This is a genomic window from Streptomyces klenkii (genome assembly GCF_003626645.1).
Lineage (GTDB): Bacteria > Actinomycetota > Actinomycetes > Streptomycetales > Streptomycetaceae > Streptomyces > Streptomyces klenkii.
The window spans coordinates 217,130-237,957 of the sequence record NZ_RBAM01000010.1 but is presented as its reverse complement, the minus strand read 5'-3'; the positions used below and the strand labels follow the sequence as shown (position 1 = coordinate 237,957).

General features: G+C 69.4%; 14 protein-coding genes and 2 pseudogenes. 5 read left to right on the top strand and 11 right to left on the bottom strand.

Annotated elements, in window-relative coordinates; all coding sequences use genetic code 11:
- Window positions 1–24: 24 nt before the first annotated feature.
- The 5 genes and pseudogenes from uppS to D7231_RS24495 all read right to left on the bottom strand — a co-directional run bounded on the left by uppS (window position 25) and on the right by D7231_RS24495 (window position 8,101).
- The gene (gene uppS / locus D7231_RS37775) at window positions 25–3,342 is read right to left on the bottom strand and encodes a polyprenyl diphosphate synthase (RefSeq protein WP_241999898.1); all 3,318 of its coding nucleotides are present in this window, start codon (window positions 3,340–3,342) and stop codon (window positions 25–27) included.
- Window positions 3,339–3,989: a hypothetical protein gene (locus D7231_RS24505; RefSeq protein WP_147449800.1), complete on the bottom strand. Its 651-nt coding sequence runs from the start codon at window positions 3,987–3,989 to the stop codon at window positions 3,339–3,341. The genes uppS and D7231_RS24505 overlap by 4 nt, the downstream gene beginning before the upstream one ends.
- A gap of 475 nt (window positions 3,990–4,464) precedes the next feature.
- Window positions 4,465–4,971: a Tn3 family transposase gene (locus tag D7231_RS37770; RefSeq protein WP_241999897.1), complete on the bottom strand. Its 507-nt coding sequence runs from the start codon at window positions 4,969–4,971 to the stop codon at window positions 4,465–4,467.
- 63 nt (window positions 4,972–5,034) lie between these two features.
- A pseudogene (locus tag D7231_RS24500) lies at window positions 5,035–7,060 on the bottom strand (Tn3 family transposase); the annotation flags it as partial.
- Window positions 7,061–7,315: 255 nt separating this feature from the next.
- Entirely contained in the window at window positions 7,316–8,101 is a 786-nt protein-coding gene (locus tag D7231_RS24495; protein ID WP_120757738.1) for an SDR family oxidoreductase, read from the bottom strand.
- A gap of 108 nt (window positions 8,102–8,209) precedes the next feature.
- Between D7231_RS24495 and D7231_RS24490 the strand changes: the two genes are divergently transcribed.
- The 3 genes and pseudogenes from D7231_RS24490 to D7231_RS37765 all read left to right on the top strand — a co-directional run.
- The gene (locus tag D7231_RS24490) at window positions 8,210–8,719 is read left to right on the top strand and encodes a winged helix-turn-helix transcriptional regulator (protein ID WP_199739443.1); all 510 of its coding nucleotides are present in this window, start codon (window positions 8,210–8,212) and stop codon (window positions 8,717–8,719) included.
- 520 nt (window positions 8,720–9,239) lie between these two features.
- Window positions 9,240–10,052, top strand: coding sequence for a glycerophosphodiester phosphodiesterase family protein (locus tag D7231_RS24485; protein WP_199739442.1), 813 nt, complete (start codon window positions 9,240–9,242; stop codon window positions 10,050–10,052).
- A gap of 234 nt (window positions 10,053–10,286) precedes the next feature.
- Window positions 10,287–10,413: pseudogene (locus tag D7231_RS37765) on the top strand (site-specific integrase); the annotation flags it as partial.
- Window positions 10,414–11,037: 624 nt separating this feature from the next.
- Here the strand turns inward: D7231_RS37765 and D7231_RS24470 are convergent.
- On the bottom strand, window positions 11,038–12,015 hold the full coding sequence (locus tag D7231_RS24470; protein ID WP_120757685.1) for a C40 family peptidase: 978 nt from the start codon (window positions 12,013–12,015) through the stop codon (window positions 11,038–11,040).
- A 1,043-nt stretch (window positions 12,016–13,058) separates the two neighbouring features.
- Here D7231_RS24470 and D7231_RS24465 point away from each other — a divergent pair.
- Together D7231_RS24465 and D7231_RS24460 are read left to right on the top strand one after the other, a co-directional pair.
- Window positions 13,059–13,937: a histidine phosphatase family protein gene (locus tag D7231_RS24465; protein ID WP_241999896.1), complete on the top strand. Its 879-nt coding sequence runs from the start codon at window positions 13,059–13,061 to the stop codon at window positions 13,935–13,937.
- Between the two features lie 226 nt (window positions 13,938–14,163).
- Window positions 14,164–14,817, top strand: coding sequence for a hypothetical protein (locus D7231_RS24460; RefSeq protein ID WP_120757684.1), 654 nt, complete (start codon window positions 14,164–14,166; stop codon window positions 14,815–14,817).
- A 75-nt stretch (window positions 14,818–14,892) separates the two neighbouring features.
- Here D7231_RS24460 and D7231_RS24455 read toward each other — a convergent pair whose 3' ends face one another.
- The 5 genes from D7231_RS24455 to D7231_RS24425 all read right to left on the bottom strand — a co-directional run bounded on the left by D7231_RS24455 (window position 14,893) and on the right by D7231_RS24425 (window position 20,415).
- A complete protein-coding gene (locus D7231_RS24455) occupies window positions 14,893–15,786 on the bottom strand; it encodes a methyltransferase domain-containing protein (RefSeq protein WP_120757683.1) in 894 nt (297 codons plus the stop codon).
- Between the two features lie 269 nt (window positions 15,787–16,055).
- The gene (locus D7231_RS24450; protein ID WP_120757682.1) at window positions 16,056–17,693 is read right to left on the bottom strand and encodes a phytoene desaturase family protein; all 1,638 of its coding nucleotides are present in this window, start codon (window positions 17,691–17,693) and stop codon (window positions 16,056–16,058) included.
- Window positions 17,694–17,869: 176 nt separating this feature from the next.
- The gene (locus D7231_RS24445) at window positions 17,870–18,424 is read right to left on the bottom strand and encodes a DEAD/DEAH box helicase family protein (RefSeq protein ID WP_120757681.1); all 555 of its coding nucleotides are present in this window, start codon (window positions 18,422–18,424) and stop codon (window positions 17,870–17,872) included.
- Between the two features lie 250 nt (window positions 18,425–18,674).
- Window positions 18,675–19,277 (bottom strand): hypothetical protein, encoded by a 603-nt coding sequence (locus D7231_RS24435; RefSeq protein ID WP_120757680.1) that lies wholly within the window; start codon window positions 19,275–19,277, stop codon window positions 18,675–18,677.
- 250 nt (window positions 19,278–19,527) lie between these two features.
- Window positions 19,528–20,415 (bottom strand): hypothetical protein, encoded by an 888-nt coding sequence (locus tag D7231_RS24425; protein ID WP_120757678.1) that lies wholly within the window; start codon window positions 20,413–20,415, stop codon window positions 19,528–19,530.
- Window positions 20,416–20,828 lie beyond the last annotated feature (413 nt).

The following is a 20,828-nucleotide window of genomic DNA, read 5'->3' as shown; positions in this document are numbered from 1 at the left end:
GCGTCCCGCCACGTACCACGGCCGTCACCTCTCTGCCGCGGCTGGGTCGCCGCCCGGCCCCGTGAGTGCCGGCGGGCGTGGTGCCGCGGGCACGGTGCCGTAGCGGCGCTCGCGGCAGCCGTAGGAAAGCATCGTCTGCCACAGGTCCCGGCGGTCCACGTCCGGCCAGTAGATGTCGGTGAAGTGGAGTTCGGCATATGTCGTCTGCCAGGGCAGGAAGTTGGAAATGCGGCGATCACCGCCGGTGCGCCACAGCAGGTCGACGTCGGGCGTGTCCGGGTACGGCAGGTAGCGGGCCAGGAGGTGTTCGGAGACATGGTTCGGGTCGACCTCGCCGGCGACGGCGGCTCGGGCGAGGCCGGCTGCGGCGTCGGCGAGTTCGGCGCGGCCGCCGTAGTTGAGGCAGATGGTCAGGGTGAGGGCGGACTCGTCCATGCTCTCGTGCTCGGCCCGCTGCAATGCGTCGACCAGGTCTTGGGGCAGTCCCTCGGGGCTGCCGGCCCAGCGCAGTCGTACGCCGTCGGCCTCGAAGTCACCCGTCCCCTCCGCGGCCAGCTCGAACAGGTTGGCGATCTCCGTCGGTGACCTCTGCCAGTTTTCGCTGGAGAAGGCGTATACCGTCAGATATTGCAGCCCGATCTCCAGCGCGCCGTGGACGACATCGCACAGCGCGGTGCGTCCCGCGCGGTGTCCTTCATGACGGGGCAGTCCGCGCTCGGTGGCCCAGCGGCCGTTGCCGTCCATGATGACCGCCACGTGACGTGGCATGTGGCTGGCCTCGATCAGCGGAGGCCGCACGCCGCTGGGATGCGGGCGTGGCCCGGCAGTGCCGGCACGCGCTGCGGGCTGCGGCAGGATCATGGCCGTCTGTGCCGGGAGACGCGTGGGCGTACGGGGGACGTCGAGCGGAGCCAGCTTCCAGGCTACGGCCGCTTGGGCGCGGGCGGTGGCGAGGATCCGTGTACGGGTGAGCGGCCCGAGGTCCGGGCTGGTGTGCAGCAGTCGGGGCCCGGCCCGTTCGACGGCCCTCAGCCGGGCGAGGAAGAGGTTGCTGACGGCGCGGAGCAGGATGGTCGTGCCGGGGTGCAGGGCGGTGAGCGCCGGCGGCTCCAGTTGGTGCCGGGCCCTGGCGACCAGATGTTTGATCAGGGCCTTGGTGTGCGGGGTCCAGCACCGCTGAAGCAGGCTGGCCGGTTCGACGCTGAACTGTTCGACTGCCTCGGTGGGCAGTTGCAGGACGCCCCGGTCCAGGTCGGCGGCGAGGTCGACGAGGGTGTCGGTGAGATAGACACCGTCGAGGAAGCGAGCCAGATCGCGGTGGTGCTGGGGCCGGACGAGGGCAGAGAGTCCCGCGCGGTTGAGCAGAGTCAGGCACTGGCTCGCCCAGGTGACATTGCTGTGCTGCACACGGGCGCTCCAGTCCTCCCAGGCCACCGACTGACGGCCGGCGGCGTCGGCCTCGATGGCCGCGTACGAGACGTGCAGGTCACGCGGATCGAGCTGCCACCGCCAGAACGTGTCGACGATCGCCCGCCGGTAGGGATCACTGCTAGTGGCCCCTCTTAGCTCCTCCTCCAGATCCCTCGTCCATGCCCTCATCCGCGCAGCCCGCTCGGCTGGGGTGCCGTCCGTGGAGTCGATGATGTTGTCGGGCACACTGAGCGCGGTCCACAAGGCCCAGCACGCGGGCCGCAGCGCGGTGGGCATGAGCCGCATCAGCGCGTACTCGGTCGGATTGGCGGCCTTGCAGAACCTGCCGCATGCCGCATAAGCGGCCCGCAATACAGGGTCGTCGATGGCGGACTGAGCCAAGGTGCCGGGCAACGGCAGCTTCCTCCAGGGACGAGCGGACGAACAGTCCGACGGGGTGGGTACTACGGGGACGGGACCCGGGCTTCGGCCCCGCTCGGGCGCGTGGTCGTGATCGGACGCATGCCTGGGCCCCGGCATGCCGCTGCGCTCGGGCGGGGCCGCCGGGCGTGCGCGTCCCCAGGGCATCTGGGCGGGCAGGAGACGGAGCACGGACGGCAGTACGCGGATCAGGACCCGCGGTGAGAACAGGGGCCCCAGCCCAGTGACCAAATGCGCGACGCGCAGGCAGGCCCGGGTGACGGTGGCGTCCCGTTCCATGGCGGCGCTCAGGGCGCTGCGCGCGAGGTCGGCCAGCCACAGAAACGGGGACCGGCGGCACCCGGACTCGTACGGCAGCACATCGGATGTGCGGGTGGCGATCCATGGCACGGTCAGCACTCGTGCGGCTCTGCGGTAGAAGCGCCGGGGCAGTCGCGCGGCCCCTTCACCGAGACAGTCATGCAGGGCCTTCGCCTGGAGCGCAGCGACCGACATGCCGTGGGACAGGGTCGGATTGGTGCTGCACATCGCGTCGCCGATGACGACCAGCCCCTCGGGCGGTCTGGGCAACCGCTCATACCGGCGGCGGACAGTCTCCGGAAACCGCATGCGGACGGGGTCGTCGAGAGGCTCGGCGTTCACGACGACCCGCCGGATGCACGGGTCGCCCAGAGAACAGGCGAAGGCTGTGAACGCGTCGGCGGCCACCGGCGGTTCATCGGAGAGGACACCGGCCAGGGTGAGGCTCCATCGATCGCCCTCCTCAAAGTAGAGAGCCGCACCCCGGGGCCGTTCCGGCGTGACATGCCGTCCGATGGCCAGAACACCGGGCAGGTGGTGTTGTTCGCCGCGGTAGTGCCGGGTCGCGTAGGTGACACTCACGCGTACCCGGTCCTCACGCGGCGGCCGGTGTCCCAGCTCCCGCAGCCACAACGGAGTGCGGGAAGCACGCCCCGAGGCGTCGACCACCAGATCCGCCCGCACCTCCAAGCCGGGCTCCGGGCTGCCGCGACGCAATGCGCGCACCCCGCTGATCCTGCGGCCGTCGGGCGACGGCAGCAGGCCGACGACCTCGTGCCGGGGGAGTATCCGCACGCCGGGAAGGGCCGCGACGCGGGTGCGTACGCAGCTCTCCAGCAGCGTGCGGCTCATGGTCAGACAGGCCAGATCCGAGGGAGCGCGCCGCGCCGGACGTCCGTCGAAGACCCACATGCCATCCCGTTGCGGGTCGGCCAGCGTCGCGCCCATGGCGGCCAGTTCCGCCGACAGCCCCGGGAAGAAGGACTCCAGCACCTCCAGTCCCCGGGCCAACAGCCAGTGCGTGTGCCGGGCCTGCGGCACCCCGACACGATGGACGGGGGTGGTCGGCAAGGTATCCCGGTCGACGACCAGTACTTCTTCGTGGGTGTCGGTCAGCGCGCGGGCGGCCAGCAGTCCCGCCATGCTGCCGCCGATCACCACGGCCCGCGCGGGCCCGGCTGCCGTCGTCATGAGGCCGGCAGCCGGGAAGTACACCGCCGCCACAAGCTGAGCACCGTCGGCACCATGAGAGAGGCGAAGTAATAGATCAGAGCGTAGCCGCCGACAATGGCGGACGGCTGGGCGGCAACCGACAGAAGGCCGGTGACATCATGGGAGCGGTAGGCCACCATGCCCGTGCCCGTCGCCATGACGTCGTGCGGAACCGTCACCACGACGATCGCGGGAATCCGGTCGGCCGTCTCCCGGTGACGGCACAGGGCCAGGAGCACGAGGAACCACAGGACACCGACCGTGTCGGTGCGCTCGCTCAGAAGCAACTGCCAGCCTGCCCACAGCCCGACTCCGGCGAGCGCGCAGCCGAGCAGGAGCCGACGGGGCAGCCAGGGCGGCAGGGAACGGGCCACCACAACGACTGTCAGAAAGATGACGGCATGCAACGCGGGCAGATAGACGGGCAGGTTACCCAGGCGGTAATCCCAAAGGCTCAGCCATCGGGTGGCCGCGACCTCCACCACAGAGGTGATCAGGGCGACAACCAGGACCTGGGTTCGGACAAGGACGTTCTCCCGGACAGCGAGCCATCCGGCCACCACCGCGCCAATCCCGAGGGCCAGGGCCGGCTGGCCCCGCGGCCCCAGCGGGTCCACCAGCCCCACGGCCGCGGAGCAAACGGTCATACCGCCGAGCGCCCACAACAGATCAGCGCGGCCCCGGCAGAGCCGGTCACCGGAAAGGGGCACCCACCCGCCGGTGCGGACAGGGCAAGGCGCCTCGCCACTGCCGACCGGACCCTGTACGCGGGAATGGCCCGCAGGGCAGGACACGTCACCATCATCAGCCGTTGACACGAGACCACTCCCCACACCATAGGAACGAAACCTCGCGCAAAGAGACACTCTGTATGAGGGTGCCCGGACGACGCACCCGCCTGTACGGTCATTGCCATTCACTGGATGCACCCGCGCTCCGGTGACATCGACGCTGCCGGTGCGTACGCCACCGACAAGCAGCCAGGCAATGCCAACTCCACCCCCGGGTACCAGCACCCTGGCCGGCCTGCACGGCCAACTTGCTGTCCACCGCCGGTCCCGGTCGTCGCCGACTTCCTCGATCTGACCGCACAACTCCGCCTCACGCTGCCAGCCGCAGCTGCCCGACCGCCTGCCCGACCGGGGGCTCCATGTCGAGGTGCCACGTTCCCAAGCGGCGGGTCTTGCAGGTGGTGTAAGGGCTGGTGGCGGCCAGGTCCACCGGGTCGATCTCCCAGCCCTCGTCGATGAGGTCGTTGACGACCTTCGTGATGTCCACGGCCGTATGGAAGATCAGACAGTTCGCCAGCAGCTCGTGGAATTTAATGATCTTCTCCTGGTGTACGGGGTCGTTGTCCTGGATCACGTCGGAGGCGAACATCAGCCAGTTGCTGAACTTGCGGAAGGCTTCGACCTTGTTCGTCATCGACTGGATCGACTCCCGTAGCTCGGGTTCCGACAAGAACCGCAGGAGCACGATCGTGCGGATCACGCGCCCCAGCTCGCGGTATGCCTGGTAGATGCGGTTGCGGCGGGACTCGTTGCCCAGGCGCCGCAGCAGCGTGGACGACGACAGCCGGCCCTCCCGGATCGAGAGAGCCACGCGCATGAGGAGTTTCCCGCATCCCGCACGGGATGAAGTGGCTGAACAAGGCGATACAGGTGTCGGAGACGTGCCTGAGCGAGAGCCCGCCAAAGCCCCCATAACGGATGCGGGACTCGGCCAGGAGGTTGTTCTCCCACGTGTCGTACTGGGAGCCGTCGATCCCGGCCTTGCTGACATCACCCCACACGTGCGCCACGTCGAGCCGGATGAACATGTCGATCACGTCCGCCGAGGCGGCGTTCAGCTTCTCGGCGGTGATGTGCTGGTTGCCGGCCAGCGAGATCTCGTGCAGCGATACCTGGCCGCGCATGTGCCGTGCTACCTGCGCGGGACCGGCGTTCGTCCCGTAGGTGAAGACCGTCCAGCAGTAGCGGGCGAGCTTGTTGCGGATCTTCGGATCCGGCCCCGAGGCAGGGCCGAAGTGCCGCCACCACTGGATCCAGTACGCCGTGCGCGCCAGCATGTCCAGCAGGCTCCACTCCGGCAGCCGACGCAGGATCTCCGCCTCCAGATCCAGAGCGGACTTGCGCCGGTCCTTGCCCTTGCGCGGGCTGAGCACGATCTTCCCCGACGCCGCATCGATCGTCAGATCCGCGTTATCCGGGTACCCGGCGTCCACCTTCGCCGCCACCGCCGTCAGCTTCTGCCGCAGCGCCGCCGTGAACGCCGACGCCGTGGCCGGCAGCCCGGCCTGCTCGCAGTACCCCGCTACCAGCGGCTCGCACTCCTCCCACGACAAAAGCTGGTCGTAGAAATTGGTGTACGACTCCGACCCCAGGACCGCCACGTCCCCGCTGCGGACCTCCTGGACCAGACAGAACAGGGTGCACACCTCGAAGTGCCGCCGGTTGATCTTCCCCTCGCGGGCCTTGTCGAGCAGGACCTTGCGGTGGCTCTTGAAGTGCCGCCACATCAGCGGGAAATAGTTGTCGCCGTGGTGCGCGGAGACCAGCTCGTGGTCCTCCGACAGCTTCGCCAGGCCCCCGGCCTCCTCCAGCTTCTCCAGCACCGCCTTCCCGCACGCGGCATGCACCGCGTTCTTCTTGCGGGAGCCGGTGGGCAGGGTGACCGAACCGCTGTCGAAACCGACCGCGCCCTTCGCGGCCTCCAGCACCTCACCGAGCACCGCGAGCAGCCACTCGGACTCGGCCCGGTGCCGCTGACGGATCTTCTCCAGGTCCTCCTTGGCCTTCTTGGTGATCCGCGCCATGCGCATGCACAGCATCGTCACCAGCTCGTCCCGCGCCCGCACCTTCGCCATGTGCAGCAGGCACACCAGCAGCGCCGTCCGCTTCACCACACCGACCTTGCCCAGCTCGGCCGCATCCAGCACCCGCGCCTGCCCGGCGAAGTGCTCCACCTTCGCCGACGGCACCCCCTCAAGCCAGTCCGCCGTCGGCCCCAACAGCTTCAGCCTGTCCGGATAGGCCGGGTGCTCGCGCAGATGGGACACCGACGGCGCCTTCGCCGGCCGCTTCAGCTCATCGAACCGGCTCCGCGATCCGGACACCACCCGCAGCAGCCCCAGCACCCGAGCGGTGCGCGCCTCATCGACCCGCCCGGCGATCGTCTCGAAGAACCCCGTGTTCACCTCGGTACGGATCGCCGAGGCCAGCGCATCCGGCGTCGTATAGCCCGGCAGCTCCAACCGCTTCCGCACCAGCGTCTCCAGCGCCACATTGATCAGGTCCGCCGGATTGTCCTTCGCCTGCACCGCCTCGTAGATCGCCGCCGAAGCAACCGCGCGGGCCTTCTCCTTGTCGCACTCCACACCAAGCCGCTCACGCACGAAGTCACGCTGCCGCGCGGCCGTACGCACCGAGTCGTGCAGCGGCAGCACATCCTCCTCCAGCCCCGGCAGCCCGCGCACATGCCCGACCACCAGCTCCGGCACCTCGTCCAGGTCCGGGAAGTACCCCAACTTCTGGAAGCCCTTCAGCAGCACCACCAACGCCGGCAGATGCTCCGGTGACCGCGCCTTCCCCCGCGCCCACGCCACCTCGGACGCGCCCGGAGCGAACGAGTCATGCAGCCCGCGACAAGTGATCGTGCGCTTGAACCGCGGATACGCGGTACGTTCCACCGACGCCATGCGCCGCATGATCCCCACCGCTCACCCGCACCGAGCACACCCCGCAGCCACCGCAGAACCCGTCACGAGCCCTGTGGCCAGGGAAGACACCAATCGCCAAGGCCACACGGCTCATACGAAGAGCATCCAAACGGGCGACCAGCCGACGAGGCCTTCGCGCCAGGTCGTCAGCGCCGAACCCTACGGCACGTTTCTGCCGTATTCCGGCTGGCCTCCTGGTTGGCGTGCATGACGCTCCTGATGGTCGTGGCGGGTTCAGACGGTGGGGGTGGTGCCGCCGTCGATGACGTGTTCGGCGCCGACGATGGCCGAGGCGCGGTCGGAGACGAGGAAGGCGACGAGTTCGGCGACTTCCTCGGGCTGGTTGGGGCGGCCGAGCGGGATGCCTCCCAGGGAGTCCATGAGCCGGCCCAGCGCCGCTTCCTGGGTGATGCCGGCGTCGTGGGCGATCCGGGAGACGAGGCCGTCGGCGGCCGAGGTCTGGATGAAGCCGGGTGAGACGGTGTTGACGCGGACGCCGTGGGGAGCAACCTCGTTGGCCAGTCCTTTGCTGTAGGTGGTCAGGGCTGCTTTGGCGGCGGCGTAGGCCAGGGTTCCGTTCCATAGCGGCATGCGGCGCTGGATCGAGGTGACGTGCACGATCGTGCCCTTGCCGAGGGCGATCATGTGCGGGAGGAGGGCACGGTCCAGGCGGACGGCGGCCAGAAGATTCGTGTTCAGCTCCCTGGCCCAGTCGTCCTCGCCCAGGGCCGCGAACCCTCCGGCCGGAGCCTGGGAACCGCCGAGGGTGTTGACCAGGATGTCGACGCCTCCCGCGCGGGCGTCCACCTCGGCGGCCACGTGGGAGGCGCCCTCGGCGGAGGAGAGGTCGGCGGCGATGAAGCTCTTCTCCTCCACGTCGACGGGGCGGCTGCGGGCTGTGACGAACACGGTCGCACCGGCCTGGGCGAGGCGTCGGGCGATGGCGGCTCCGGTGCCCTTGGTGCCGCCCGTGACCAGAGCGCGCCGGTCTTCGAGGGATTCGCTGATGGATGTGGTCATCGTGCGTTCCGTCTCCGGGCGCGGGTACACGAGGCGCCGCTCCCGTCTCGACTGCTAAAATAGAAGCTACTAACTTCGATTTTAGCAGCAAGTGAGGGGGTGGTCGCCTTGGCGAGCCGGATCAGGCTGGAGGACCGGGAGTGCCCGCTGTCCACGACGGTGGAACACGTCGGCGAGTGGTGGACCCTTCTGATCCTTCACGACGCCTTCGACGGCTACACCCGCTTCGACCAGTTCCAGGAGAGCCTGGGTATCTCCTCCAGCATGCTCACCACCCGGCTGAAGACCCTCGTCGCGGACGGCCTGCTGGAGCGCCGGCCCTACCAGACCGGCCCCGTCCGGCACGAGTACGTCCTGACCGAACTCGGCCGGTCCCTGCGCCCGGTGATCGTCGCCCTGGCCGCGTGGGGCAATTCCCGCCTCAGGCCGACGGAGCGCAGCATGATTCTCGTCGACGCGCGCAGCGGCGAGGAGGTCGAGCCCGTCGTCGTCGACGCCAAATCCGGCCGCCGGCTCGACGACAGCACCGCCTACGTCTTCACCGCGGGCCCTGCGGCCGGCGACGCGATGCGCATCCGCTACGCGACGCGGCCGGCCATTTCCGCGGAAGAGGCGTAAGCCTGCCAGGGAGAGCCTCTTACGGCTACGGCCTCGCGCGGGGCCGGGGGCGTGGGGGTACGGGGGTGCGGGTACGGGTCGTACGCGATCGGCCTGGCGACACCGGCTTGTCGCCGGCATCACGCTTGCCAGTCCTCCCCGGTGTATGCGTACGTAGGAGGGGGTTGATGCTGGCGGGCGCGCGGATTCAACTGTGGACAATTCCGTGGCGAGCCCAACTTGCCGGCGGCCGTGTGCCCTTCCCCGGCAAGTGCTTGCCCGAGGAGGCTCATCCGCTGCCCGGCTCGTCTCTATGATCACGCGTATGACATTCCAAGATCACGCAGGGGAAATAGCGCCGGAAGGTCCTGCGCGAGGCACCGGCCGGCGCCTGCTTCAGCCGGCAGCAGTCATGCGACGCAGATCCGGCCCGGCCATCGCCCTCGCTGTTCTGGCCTGTGTTGTTCCCGCCCTCACAGCAAGTGCTCCCGCCTCCGCGAAGGCCGACGGGCTCCCGGCAGTACAGGCGAGGCCTACGCCATTGGTCATCGCGCATCGCGCGGGTACCGGGGACTTTCCCGAGAACACCCTGCTGGCCATCACCGAGTCGTTGAAGGCCGGCGTGGACGGGGAATGGCTGAGTGTGCAGGCGACCAGGGACGGTGTCCCCGTGCTGTACCGGCCCACCGACCTGTCGGCGCTGACGGACGGCTCCGGCCCCGTCTCGGACAAGACGCAAGCCGAGCTGGCCGGACTGAACGCCGGCTACGGCTTCAAGGGCCCTGACGGCTCCTACCCCTACCGGGAACGCCCCCTGCGCATCCCTACCCTGGCCGCCGCCCTGGAGGCAGTGCCGGCGGGCAAACAGATCTATCTGGACCTCAAGCAGGCACCCGCCCAGCACGTCGTCGACGCGGTGACCCGCCTGCTCGACGAGAAGAAGGCGTGGGACCGCGTCAAGCTGTATTCCACCGACGCCGAGGTCACCAACCTCCTCAGCCGCGTCCCTGGGGCGCAGGTAGCCGAGTCGCGCGACGCCACGCGGCAGCGGCTCGCCGAAGTCGCCCTTGAGCACACCTGCAAGAACACGCCCCCGGCTGGTTCCTGGGCAGGATTCGAGCTCAAACGCCAAATGACCTTGCAGGAGAAGTTCACCCTCGGCACGGGAGAGGCCGCCGTCACCGCGCAGCTGTGGACCCGCGACTCCGTCGCCTGCTTCCGCTCGCGGTCCGCCGACACGCCGATCGTCATGCTCGGCGTCAACACACCGGCTGACCTACGCGTCGCCACCCGCCTCGGCGCCACCGCTGTTCTTGTCGACTCCCCCCGCACCATGCTCCCGCCGCACCGGTAGCCCAGGTCTTTGAGGTACGTCCCGGGTAGGACTGCGGTCACTACGGGCAGGCGCGGTGCTGGCACCGGCGTCAGCCGGAACATCGGAACGAAAGGCGGCGCTAAGGATTTGTCGGTCCTGGTGGGAGGCTGACGGCGCGTCGGCCGCGGGACCGGCCACCGCCAGGCCGTATAGAAGAAGCGGCCCCGTCATCTGCGACACGGGGGAAGCGGTGCCGCCGGGAAGGCCCTACCCCCGGCTTGGGCGAAGCGGCTTACCGTGCCGGACTCCGAGGCCCCGGCCCGCTCGAAGACGGTGATCGACCGGCTGATCGCGCGGCGTGAGGTGCACCCGCGGGAGAAGGCACTGTGGTGGATGCTCGCACAAGGCCCGCCCTGGGCGGTGAGCCGGGCCCGGGCTGGGATCTGTATGAGTGGCGGCAGTCCGGCCCGACCCACCTCGGGACGCTCCTTCGTCGTACGGGGGTGTGGTTACAACTCATCTGCGCGCATGCGACGTTCGATGGCACACGCTGTCAGTGCGCCGCCGTCAACTCCACCGAACCATGGGTCAGTTCATGCGATCACTGGCTACGAAAATGCTGGAAGAGCCGAGTCACGTCGGTTACGTCGCAGGCGCAATCCGCTCAGGCGAACGAGCCGCCGACGAACTCCTCCAGACCAAGGCAAAGTTCGCGGAGCGGATAGAGCCGGATCGACTGAAGCCGCCGTGACGCCCGAGGGCCTGGCATGAGCCGGGGCAGCAGACCGCCAGGCCACCGCCTCTGCCGCCCCGGTGCGGTGGCCAGGCCCTGCCGAAACGGCGTAGGTGTAGCAGGCGTTCTCCGTGGACTTGGAGCGCCGGCCTTCGAGAGCGAAGCCGACCCGTTCCAGCAGGTGGGCCGAAAGCGTGTTGCGGGCGTCGCTTTCGGCACCGGTCCGGTGCAGCCCGCGGCCGAGGCGAGGGCGGGAGTCGTTTCGACGTGACCGTGTGACCGTGGCTGGGCTCAGTGGCCGGGCAGCGGGATACCGGCCAGCTTGCTCGGTGCCTTCGCGGCGGTCGCTCTGCGGAACTTTTCAGTCAGGGAGGTGGTGCGGAGAAGGTCGCCGGGGGTGACGAAGTCGGGCTGGGCCTCCATGGCGCTGATCTGGTCCAGGGCCTGCTCCGGCGGTAGACCGCCGTCGGGCACCTGGGGGTGGCGGGCCCGGTGCAAGGCGTTGCCGAAGGTGACCATCGAGGTCAGCAGTTCCTCGTCGCTGGGATCGGTGAGGACCGGCGGCGCCGGCGGGCGCAGTACCGTCGGCAGGGTGCTGGTCTTGCCGACGGCTGTGGCGTAGGCGGCGACCAGCGGCGCGAGTGCGCTCTCCGCGCTGCCGGGATCGAAGGTCCCGGCAAGCCCCGGAGCCAGGGCGGGCAGGGCCGGGTGGGTGCGGGCCCACCGCAGGAGCGTCGGTCCGTCCACCTGTCCGTCGCCGCCGATGGACAGGGCGTACGGCGGCTGCGGGTGCGCTTCGAGGTGGCAGCGGTAGACGAACTCTGAGCAGATCATGGGCTGCCGGCCGCGCTCGGCCATGGTATTGACCGCTGCCGCCGCCTGGTCCAGGACTGTGCGCACCATTCGCCGTCCGCCCGGTGGCATAGGAGCGCGGCGGGTCACGCACAAGACCGCGAGCAGCAGGATCTGCTGGTGGGCGTAGGAGGTCCCGCGTGCCAGATAGCCGCGTGCCACGTCCAGGACCGGAGCCATATCGGCCGGTGCCTGGGTCAGAGTGTGGCCGACGGCCAGGTCATGCTCGTCCAGGGCCTGCTCGAACGAGACGGTGCGCAGGCCCTCACCGACGGCCTCGGCGACGGTGTCACGGTCCAGAGCGAGAGAGGCGTGGCTGACCTCGCTGCCGTCCAGGAGACAGATCGCACGCGAGATCCACCCCGCACCGCGGGTCAGAAGGACGTCGCCAGGCTTGAGCGAGTCAGGAAGGGGCATGGGAGTCCTCTGTGCGACGGGGAGATGTTGACGCCATGTGCTGCCCAGGAGAACGGAGAAGTAAGCGGCTTCTGCCCGCCTTTCCGTCGAACGGGTGAAGCCAAGCGGCGCCACCTCGGGCGGCGTGCCGGCTGAAGCGGTCCCGAGTGCCGGCCGCCCCGGACGACTTGCCCGAAGCGCTGCTCCCGGGCAAGACGGCCGGTCTCGTGTTGTCAGCCCTGCGCCAGTGCCCCCGGCTCGGGCCCATCATCCTTCAGCAGAGCTTCGACAAGGGCCTGCGGTGAGGGTGGGCCGATAGCCGACGGCATTCGTTAGGACGTGGCGATCGTGCCCGGAGCCTTCCCGGAACAGGGAAATGCAGCACCGCCTCCGTGGAGCTTTCCGGAACCGCTTGCATCAGGTCTGCGAGGGCCACGCGGAGATCGGGACGGACGGCTGCCGTCCGGGCCCCGTCGTCGCCGCGCCGCATGACGCCGGCCCGTTCGGCCTGGTCGAGTGAGGCGTGCAGCAGGCGGCGGTAGACCGGGAGCGCTCCGGCGGCGATCAGGCTGTCGGGGGTGAACGAGGCGGCCGCGGGGGCTACGGTGCAGGCGGCGCGAAGGGTGAAGTGCGCGGCGAGCCGGTCGGCGAGCCGGATGGCCTCCGCGTACCGGGCGGCGTCCCAGGCGGGTCCGGTCACGGAGTGGCGGGCCGCGCGGGCCAGTTCGCGAGGCGCGGGGATGGCGGGCGCGGGCGCGGTGGGCGCCGGGTGGCGGGGTGCTGCGCGCAGAGTGGTAATCCGTTCATCCCAGGAAAGAGTGGCATGAGCACTGGGTGGGCCGGATCCGGGGAAGCCTCCTGTGTTGGAGCGGCGCGCAGTGGGGACCGAGAAGATTGAGGGCCACCGGACCGGCTCCTGGGGTAAGCAGGGCAGGCAGGGCAAGCGAGATGCAATTCGGACCGGATCGGATCGGGGAGAGGATGCGGTGAGAGGCGGAGCACTCGGCGACGGCCCCCTGTGGGAGTTGCCGGCCGGAGGAGGGTGGCCCGGTCCGGAGGCGGCCGTGCTGCTGCTCCCCGGAGTGGGCGGTGACGTCGGCGACTTCTCGCTCTGGCCGCGTCATCTCGCCCCGACGCTAAGGCCCTTGACGGCCCGGTACCCCGGCCGCGGGACCGGCCCGGGGGAGGAGCCGGCAGCCGGACCAGGTACTGCCCCCGCCGACCTTGCCGGCTTCGCTGCCGACCTCGCCGACGCCGTGCTCCTCCACACGACGGAGCCCTTGCTGATCCTCGGGCACAGCATGGGCGCACTCGTCGGGTACGAGGTCGCCTGGCACCTTCAGCAACGCCGACGCCCGGCCTTCGCCCTGCATGCGTTTGCCGCCTTCTCGCCTCCCGAATACGCGAGTTTCGATCTGCCGGGCAAGCTCTCCGAGCAGGGACGGCGCTTTGCCGCCGAGCTCGGGGACCGCCGCCGGGACACCGGCCCGGCAGCCGTATTCGTCTCCGATCTGCACCGGGCGGTGGAGACCGCACAGATCGCCTTCGCCGGTACGTCGATCCCCATCCACCAGGACCCGCGACTGCGCGAGTGCAACTATGGCGAGCTCAACGGCTGCCCGGTCACCGTCCTTGCGGCGGAGCGTGCACGCCACATCGACGTCCCTTTCCCCGGCGGGCAGAGCTACCGCGAGGTCATCGAAGCCACCAACGACTTCCTGCACGACCTGGGGACCGAATGGCAAGGCCGACGCGTCCTGGTGATCGCCCACTCGGCCAACAAATGGGCGCTCGACTACCTGCTGACCGGAGCCTCGATCGAAGACCTGGTCGATGCCCCCTTCAACTGGCAGGAAGGCTGGCACTACACGCTGCCCACCGGCCGGCCCGGTCGCGCGCCCGACCCTACCGTCGGCCAACCCGGTGTACCTTCGCGGTCGTAGCGCAGACATCTCGCGAACCAGGCTGAAGAGCCGGGCCCGGCGGGCGGTCGTTTACGAGCTCGATCAGGCCTACGGCTCACGCCCCTCCATGCGCCCCACCGCACGCCTCCGTGCGCCCCCACTGCCCCTGGCAGAACTGCCGGCCCCCTTGGCATCCCCACCCTCCTCCACTGAAATGCGGATGCCAACGCTCCACGCCGTACAGCGAGAAGGAGTGAGTCGCCGCGTGATTCACCTGACCGAGACCCTGGCCGTCCACACCATCGAGGGCTTCCTCACGCCCGACGAAACCTCCCAGCTGACGAAGCTGCTGGACGATCACCTCGTAGCGACAGGATGGGTCCCCGAGCGGCCCAGGGCGGGCATGGTGCCGCCCGAGGCCGCACAGGAAATCCTGATGGCCGGCATCGAACGGGCCATGCCCGCCATTCGGCGAGTCTTCCCATCCGTCGCCGGGGTCACCCCGTGGGACTATCACGACCTCGGTCCCGGTGACCGGATCGACCCGCACCTGCACGGTGTCCATGAACCGGACAAGCGGCCGCAGCGCGTCGCACGGGTGGCCTTCCACCTCCAGGAAGCGGAACGCGGCGGGCAGTTCTACGTCGACACCTGCTCCTCCGACGCCGTATGGACCGATCGCACCGCGGGCCCGGGCAGCGCCTTCCTGCCCGGCATGCGCTTCGCCCGCGACATCGCCGACGACGCCGGGCCGGAAGCCGCCTGGCTGAACGACGTCCCGCGCACCCGCTGGACCAGCGCGCCACCCGCCGGAACCGCCGTCGTCTACGGAGCCCAGCTCGTCCACGGCGTCGAAACGGTCGTCGAGGGACGGCTGCGCAAGCTCATCACCAACCTCCTGGACGCCCCTCCCCGCTGAGCATGAACGAGCCCGCCGCCGCCTGGTCAGGCCTTGCCGACCAGGCGGCCAAGGTCGAACGGACCCGCTCCGCACCTAGCCGAGTGCCGACGGGTGCTCGGCCGGACGGCGTCCCCAGGCCGAAATCAGCGGCGCGAGTGTCAGGTCGAGTTCGCCCGCGTGGATGGCGGCCAGGTGCGCGTCGATCTCGGCGTCGTCGGTCAGGCCGGCCGCGAGCAGCTCGCCGCGCACGTGCCGGATGGTCGCCGCCTCCAGCCGGTCGCAGGCCGGCCCACCAACCGGGAAAGCGCCCGCCGCGGCGACATCCACCAAGCCGGCCTCACGCAAGGCCCGCGGCAGTGTCCGGCCGTAGCGCAGGTCCGCGCCGCGGCGCGCCAGCAGCTCCCGGACCGCGTCACGCAGCCGGTTGGCCCGCCGCTGCGCTGGGCCGCTGTCGTCCAGGCATGCCAGTGGCTGCAGAGCGGTATCGGCGTCCTCGATCAGCAGCCAGCCGCCGGGCCGTAGCGCTGCCGCCATCGTGGCCAACGCCCGGGCCCGGTCGGGTACATGGACCAGCACGAGCCGGGCGTGCACCAGATCGAACGTCCCCGGCTCCGGGGGCGGGTCAGCGGCGACGTCGTGCCGTCGCACCTCGTACCCGTCGCCTGCCTTCAGCCACGACGGGTCGATGTCCGTGGCCAGCACGTGCCCGGTCGGACCGACGGCCGCCGCGAGCGCCTCCGGGATACCGGGGCCACCGGCCCCCACTTCCCAGCAGCGCGAGCCGGCTTTGACCCCCAGCCGATCGAAGTGCCCGCGCGTCACACCGTCGAACAGCTCGGCCAGCCAAACGAACCGCTCGCCCGCCTCGGCGCGCGCGTTGTCCAGCAGGTACCCGCGGGCGGGAGCGGACTCTCCACCGAGCGCGGCAGTCCCGTCTATCGGATCCGGTCGGCTACCGGCGTGCGGCGGGCGGGGCGAGGAGGTCATGACTACATGGTCAACCTTCCCGGGCCACCAGCGCCACGACGACGGGAGAGGCATGCCTCACACAGCCGGCGAACCCCGTACGTCCTACAGCAGGGTTCTGCCCCTTGACGCGCCGGAAGGGGGGCCATGTATTCGGCCCCCACAGCCGGCGCACCACGCACGAGACAGCACGCTGAACGGACTGTCGGCTACGGCCGGTTCGACCTCGTATCCTTCATGCTTTTCGGCCGGGGGGCTGAGGATGTTCACGAAGAGCCGTTGCGGCGAGGTCAGTGGCTCAGTGCGGCCATGGCTGCGTTGTGGCCGGGGATGCCGCTGACCAGGCCGCCGCGTGCCGCGCCCGAACCACATAGGAGGATGTTGGGGTGGGCGGTCTCCACACCCCACCGGGCCGCCGCCGAGAGTTCGTCACCGTTGTCCGTGTCGTCGTCCCTGTAGGGGAATTCGAGCGCGGAGTGGAAGATGTTGCCGCCCGGAAGACCCAGCTCCCGCTCCAGGTCCAGGGGGCTCTTGGCCTCGATGCACGGGCGGCCGTCGCTGTCGACGGCCAGGCAGTCGGCGAGCGGCTCGGCGAGGTGGGAGTCGAGCTGTTCCAGCGTGGCGCGGAGCAGCCGTTCCCGGGTGGCGTCGTGGTCGGTGGTGAACAGCCGGGCCGGTGTGTGGAGCCCGAAGAGGGTGAGGGTGTGGTACCCCTCGCGGGCCAGTGCGGGGCCGAGGACGGAGGGGTCCGTGAGGGAGTGGCAGTAGATCTCCGCGGGCGGGGCGGACGGGATCCGGCCGGTGGACGCCTGCCGGTAGGCGGTCTCCAGTTCCTCGTAACCTTCGCTGATATGGAAGGTCCCCGCGAAGGCGGTGTGTGGTTCGACGGCGGTGTCGCGTAGCCGGGGCAGGCGTCGCAGCAGCATGTTGACCTTGAGCTGGGAGCCCTCGGCCGGCGGCGGGGGCTGCTCGCCCAGGAGCCGGGCCAGTTCGTGCGGGGAGGCGTTGACCAGGACGTGCCGCGCCGCGAAGGTACCCCGCGTGGAGGCCACCTCGGCCGTCCGGCCGTCCGTGGCGATGTGCGTCGCTTCGCACTCCGTGAGGATGTGCGCGCCGGCGGAGCGGGCCGCGTCGGCGAGGGCGTCGGTCAGTGCCCCCATGCCGCCCACGGGGACGTTCCAGTCGCCGGTGCCGCCGCCGATGACGTGGTAGAGGAAGCAGCGGTTCTGGCGCAGCGTGGTGTCATGGGCGTGGGTGAAGGTGCCTACGAGAGCGTCGGTGAGCATCGTGCCGCGCACGAGGTCGTCGTCGAAAGCGGCCTCGATGGCCTCGCCGAGGGGTCGCTCGAAGAGGGTTTCCCAGGCGTACCGGTCGTCGATACGGGCGCGGAGCTCGGCTCGGGTGGGAAGCGGTTCGGTGAGGGTGGGGAAGACCCGCTCGGCCACGTGGCGGGTCATGCCGTGGAACCGCCGCCAGGAGTCGAATTCCTTGTCCGATCCCGTGAGCCGGGCGAACGACGCGCGGGTGCGGGACTGATCACGCTCCACCAGGAGGCCGGTGGGCCGCCCCGTACGCGCGGTGGGGGAGTAGGAGGAGACTGCGCGCCCGCGGACGGCGAAGCGCAGCCCGAGGTCCCTCACGATCTTCTGGGGCAGCAGGCCGACGAGATAGGCGTAGCGTGAGACCCGGGCGTCGAAGCCGGGGAAGAGGCGCGTGGAGACGGCCGCGCCGCCGGTTCGGCCGAGGCGTTCCAGGACGATCACACTGCGCCCGGCGCGGGCCAGATAGGCGGCGGCGACCAGACCGTTGTGACCACCGCCGACGATCACCGCGTCATACGCCCTGACAGCCGGCCCGGCCGGAGGATGGACCCCGACCCGGAGGGCGGCGTCCGCGATCGTCTCAGGAATGTCCCTTGATGTCGCCATGCCTCTTCGTAGCACGCGCCGATCGGCGCGGCCAGACCCCGGCGAAGCGAGGCCGGGTCATCCGGCGCCCCTGCTTACGGCCGCCGGCGCAACGCCTGCGATGCAGCCGGCCCGCTCATCCATCTCGGACTCAGGTGACCAGGAAACGGACATCATGCGACGAGACATGCGTCGGGTCAGGTCCAACCAGCGGTCTTGAGAATGGTGGAGGCAACGGCAGGGAGCGGTACGTGGGTGGTGTCGATGGCGAAGTCCGCGATGTCGGCCTGATCGAGGATCTGGTGGAGCTGGCCGGCGCGTTCCAGGTGCCAGGGCAGGGACTCGGGGTCGTTGTCGGCTTCATGGCGGCTCCTGAGCCGGCTGTGCACGACAGGCAGGTCCGCCGTCAGGCGGCACACCGTGAGCGGCATGCCGATAGCGGCCTGGTAGCCGTCGAGGTCGGCCGTGTTCTCGGCCACCCCGGCCAGGACGAGCCGGCGTACACCGGCGTCGAGGTAGTTGGCGGTCAGGGCGCGCAGGTTGCGCAGCAGCAGGCCGGCGTTGAACGGGTCGTCCTCAGGGGCGGGCCACGACTGGCAGAGGCGGTCCAGGTCCATGACCGCGTGCGGCACACCGGCGCCAGAGAGAAGATCGCCCAGCAGGTCGGCGGCCGAGGTCTTGCCGACGCCGACGGTGCCGGTGATCAGCAGCGCACGCGGCTCTGCCCTGCTCGCACGGTCGTGGTGGTTCATTGCTGCTCGCTCTGTGTCTTATGTCTTCGGCTGATCTGCGCATTATGGCCGGGGTGACGGATACGAGCACCAGGTTTTCCGTACGCCCATCCCGAGGAAGACTCGGCATCCGGACTCAGCGCAGGGGTGCTGTGGTGACAGTAGGTGACTGTTGGCAAGGCGGCTTCAATGGCGCCGGCCGCACCGAGGCTGTGGCCCAGTACGTCTTGGGGCGCGGTCACGGTGGGCTGGTGGGGGAGTACGCGGCTGATCATTGCGGCTTCCGCGGCATGGCGGTGGCAGGGAGGTGGACCTCCAGCACGACTGCGGTGCCGGCCACGGTCCGGTCCTCGTGCATGTTGATTCGCCGGCCGGTTTTGACGTGCGTCCAGTGAGAGGGGGTGAGGGGAATGAGGCGGACAGTAGCCCGGCCGCCCGGCTCCAGGAAGGGCATGTCCTCGACCCAGAGCCCGGCGATGCTCACCGAAGTTCCTCCGGTGGGTGACAGGTTCCCGATGTCCCACATGGGCCGCAGAACACCGTGACCGGAGAATGGTGTCTTACGTCGCGCCTCCGTGGCTGGACGGAGCGTGAGATCCGCCCGGATCATCCCGTTGCGGATCTCGGAGCACCGCCAGTGGCACCAAGCTGTGCTCCGCTCAAGGCGGAGTTCCTCAGCCGCCTTGGCAAGCTGCTCCCAGAACGTCAACGACAGCGGATGTCCGTCCCCGAGCTCCTCCAGCAGCCCCAGCGCCGTTTCCCACTCGTCGTGGGCGAGGTAGTCCCAGACATCTCGCACCGTGATGTCGTTTTCGGTAGCGATCTCTTCCGGGATCAGGAGGGAAGCCGATTCGAGCAGTTCGGTGACATCCATGTGGTCATTGTCGACCATGTTAGGTGTGGTGGCGCATGGCATGCCCTTGAGATAAATCTTGGGCTAGGCCTGCCGACCAACAGGTGGGTGATGACGTACCGGATCCACTTGTCGGTGGGGTGCAGGGCCGTGTACGGGGCGACGGTGATGGTGCCGGTCAGCGGCCGGCGGGCCTCGGCGAGGTGCTCGTGGATCTCCCCGGTCTCGCACTTGCGGAGTTTTACTGGTGAAGAGGCAGTGTTCCGACCCTTCACCATTCACTCATCAGAGAGCACTGTTTGTCGGCGGGGGTGACCTGCCAGGTGCCTCGGATCAGGTCGAGCGTCGCTGTGTAGTCGACATGCGCGGCCGGTTTTTGGCCGAGGTGCCACGGCTGCGGCATAGCAGACAGGTGGATGGTCACCAAGGTTCCTGACGTGGCCCCAACGGCTCCGATCCAGTGGGGGCTCTCGCGGATCAGCCGGTCCGTCGTTGCGATGTCCGGTTCAGGGATCATCACTGATGAGGTTTCATCGGCGCTGACGAGTGCAGAGCCGGCCAGCAGGGCCAGCAAACGACTCAGGATCAATGCGGGCATGGTGGGATCAGTTGACTCGACCGTCAGGTAGCAGTCGTCATGCCCGGAATACCAGAAGCGCGAGCCCTCGATGTGGGGTAGGACCGGCTCGTCGAAGGCGGCCGTTCCCATGGCCAATGCGATCTCGTCAAGCTGGTCCGGGGCCGGCACCATCGGCACGTCGACCAGGGACAGCTCGTAGGGCGACCAACTGCCATCCAGGAACCGGGGCAGACAGTCGCGGTGCATCACCAGGATCTCCTCACCGAGTCCCAGGGTGTCAGAAGCCCACGCCCCGAGCGAGTGAAGGGCGAAGTCGATCCCCTGTTCAGCAGCGATCAACGACGGCCGCCACTGCTGAAAGTCCTCGTCCAGGAAGCTGTTCGTCGCAAGGTCCACGACGAGGACCGTGTCGTTCGCCGAGCGCGAGAGCACATCGATCAACTCGCTGGCTCGGGCCGCCGAAGCACTGATCTGCCACGACCGGCCGGCTTCACAAACGCTGAAACTCAGCGGGAACGGCAAATGATCCATCCCGACGCTGTTGACGTTGAAGGCCCCATCGCGCCCAACCTCGACCATTTCCGCATCCCCCTATGGGCTCGCAGGCCCGCAGGCCGCTTTGACCTGCACAGATCATCATCTGCCGTCGGCCGGGGCAAGCCGCAGCGCACTGGTAAAGGGCAGTGCTCCGGCCCTGCACTACTCCTCGTCCTGGCAGGCGGCGAGGTAGGCCCGGCACCCGCACTACGGCCGCTTCCTGCGGCTGGATCCTGAACGGCTGGTCGAAATGACGTGGGCCACCGGCCGGGGAGGCACAGCAGGGGGCGGAGACGGTGGTTACCGTCGAACTCACCCCCGTACGCGGCAGGGACGCGACTGAGACTCACCCAGGCGGGGCTCTACGACGACACCGCCCGTGCAGGCGCCGAAGCGGCCTGGGAAGACCTGGTACTACCGCATCAGGACCAGATTCTCACCGATCACCGACCCGT